The organism is Azospirillum isscasi (assembly GCF_030849505.1).
In the GTDB taxonomy this organism is placed as follows: domain Bacteria; phylum Pseudomonadota; class Alphaproteobacteria; order Azospirillales; family Azospirillaceae; genus Azospirillum; species Azospirillum isscasi.
Map to the genome: position 1 here is coordinate 1 of NZ_JAUJFI010000323.1, position 2,172 is coordinate 2,172.

Annotated in this window: 2 protein-coding genes and 1 pseudogene; 1 reads left to right on the top strand and 2 read right to left on the bottom strand. The window is 71.1% G+C overall.

The features are described 5' to 3' along the window. On the bottom strand, positions 1-786 hold a 786-nt coding region (locus QSG27_RS28655), incomplete at its 3' end, for a DUF3369 domain-containing protein (RefSeq protein ID WP_306712226.1). Between the two features lie 237 nt (positions 787-1,023). Here QSG27_RS28655 and QSG27_RS28660 point away from each other — a divergent pair. Next, on the top strand, positions 1,024-1,734 hold the full coding sequence (locus QSG27_RS28660; RefSeq protein ID WP_306712228.1) for an orotate phosphoribosyltransferase: 711 nt from the start codon (positions 1,024-1,026) through the stop codon (positions 1,732-1,734). A gap of 51 nt (positions 1,735-1,785) precedes the next feature. On the opposite strand, the pseudogene QSG27_RS28665 reads toward QSG27_RS28660, so the two are convergent. After that, positions 1,786-2,172, bottom strand: a pseudogene (locus QSG27_RS28665) (glycosyl hydrolase family 17 protein); the annotation flags it as partial.

Consider the following 2,172-nt stretch of genomic DNA (forward strand, 5'->3'; position numbering starts at 1 on the left):
GGCGGCGGTGGCGAAGCCGCCGGTTCCGCACAGCACCTCCGCCTCGCGGCCGTTCGCGCCCTCGGGCGGGCCGGGCGGAACGGCGCACAGGAGGGCGCCCGCCGCCCGCGGCAGCAGCGCGCCGATCCGCTGCACCACACCGGCGGCGAAGCGGGTCATGGAGCGCTGCTCGAACAGCATGCCCGCGGCGTCCACGATCTTTTCCAGCCCCAGCCGGTTCCGCTCGATCGCGTCGATGTGCTGGTAGGAGCGCAGGGCGGCCACCGTGGTGGTGAACAGCTTCTGCGCGGTCAGCTCGCTCTTGGCCTTGTAGTCGTTGATGTCGTAGCTGACGATCACCTGCCGTTCCGGCGCCTGTCCGGGCTGGCCGGTGCGCAGGATGATGCGGATCTGCCGGTTGCCCAGCACCTCCCGGATGTGGTGGACCAGCCGCAGGCCGGCGTCGTCCGTTTCCATCACCACGTCCAGCAGAACGGCGGCGATGTCGGAATGGCCGCCCAGGATCTCCCGCGCCTCGCGCCCGGAATGGGCGGACAGGAAATGCAGGCGGCGCCCGTCGAAGCTGACGTCGTTCAACACCACGCGGGTGATCGCGTGCACCTCCGGATCGTCGTCGACGATCAGCAGCTTCCACGGCGCCGCGGCGGGGCCGGATTTTGCGGACGACGGGTCCGGCGCGTCCTCGTCGGCGAACAGCAGGTCGTCGTCGTCTTGGCCACTGACCTGGCTCCCGCCCTGGATGTCCGGCATCGCCGTCGCTCCCCGCCCCGCCGTGCCAAGCTGCATGGCCACAATTCGACTCTATTTTTCAGCGTGCGGCGTGGGTCCTGTCAACCATCCCCACGCATCGCCGGTGCCGAATGCAGACTGGGCGAGGCTGCGGCGCTTTGTCCTGCCCCGTTCCGGCTACCGCCAAAGCGTCCGCCCAGGCGCGTGTGGAGGGGTTGCGGCCCGCCCCGAACGGAGGATCAATCAAGGAAAGGCATGAGGCTGACAACAACGCAGAAACGACGGGGGCAGGCCATGATACCGGACGCTTGGGACATCGAACTGCGCGAAGGGGCCATCGCCGTGGCCCGCCACCTGATCGAGACCGGCTGCGTCCGGTACGACCCGGACCATCTGTGCCGGCACGGATCGGGGCTGGTCAGCCCGGTCCATCTGGAGGGGCGGCGGCTGCTCTCCTACCCCGCGGTGCGCAGCGAGGTGCTCGATTTCGCCCTGCGGATGATCGAGCAGGAGATCGGCGCCGGCGAGTTGGACGCCATCGCCGCCGGCGAGGGGGCCGGCGTGCCCTGGGCCGCGCTGATCGCCGACCGGCTGGAGCTTCCCTTCGTCTTCGTGCGCAAGGAGGCGCCGGAAGGGCAGCAGGAGTACAAGCACCGGATCGAAGGGCGGGTCGAGGCCGGCTGGCGCGTGCTTCTGGTCGAGCAGATCGCCGCCGACGGCCACCGCAAGGCCCGCTTCGCCCAGCCGCTGAAGGAGGCGGGCTGCGACGTGCGCGACCTGTTCGTTCTGTTCCAGTACGGGATCTTCGACGAGATCCAGGAGCATCTGGCGCCGCTGGGCATCACCATGCACGCGCTGGCGACCTGGTGGGACGTGCTGGAGGTGGTGAACCGCGGCCATTACCTGGACGGGCAGGCCCAGGGCGAGATCCACGCCTTCCTGCAGGACCCGAAGCGCTGGACCGCCAAGCATCAGAACAGCCGGAAGGGCGAGAAGGTCGCCTGAGACGGGTGCGGCCCCCTCCCCCGCCGCCACGGGCGGGAGAGGGGGAAACCATCACTCCCCGGCGACGCCGGCCCACCGGTGGGCGGCGCGGGCCGTTTCGCCGCAACGGGCGGCCAGGACGGCGGCGGCGTAGGGCACCGCCAGAAGAAGCTGGAGCCCGGCCCAGCACAGCGCTTCCCAGTTCGGGCTGGTCCACACCACCTCGTGCAGGGCCTCCAGGAAGGGAAGCTGCCCGTAGATCAGCGACTCCAGCGGCACCACCCCTTCCGCGATCACGGTCAGCACCGCGCCCAGCACCAGCAGGGCGGCCAGCGCCGCTTCCAGCGGCAGGCGGCGGACGGCGCCGCACAGGCCGTTCGCCGGGGTGTCGGCCACCGGAACGGCGGGGCGGAACAGCCCGCCGGCGCCCCAGGCGGCCAGCGCCCCGGTGCCCGCCGG

Excerpts from the sequence above, each read along its gene's own strand:
- QSG27_RS28660 (WP_306712228.1), top strand. The coding sequence starts at position 1,024 with ATGATACCGGACGCTTGGGACATCGAACTGCGCGAAGGGGCCATCGCC.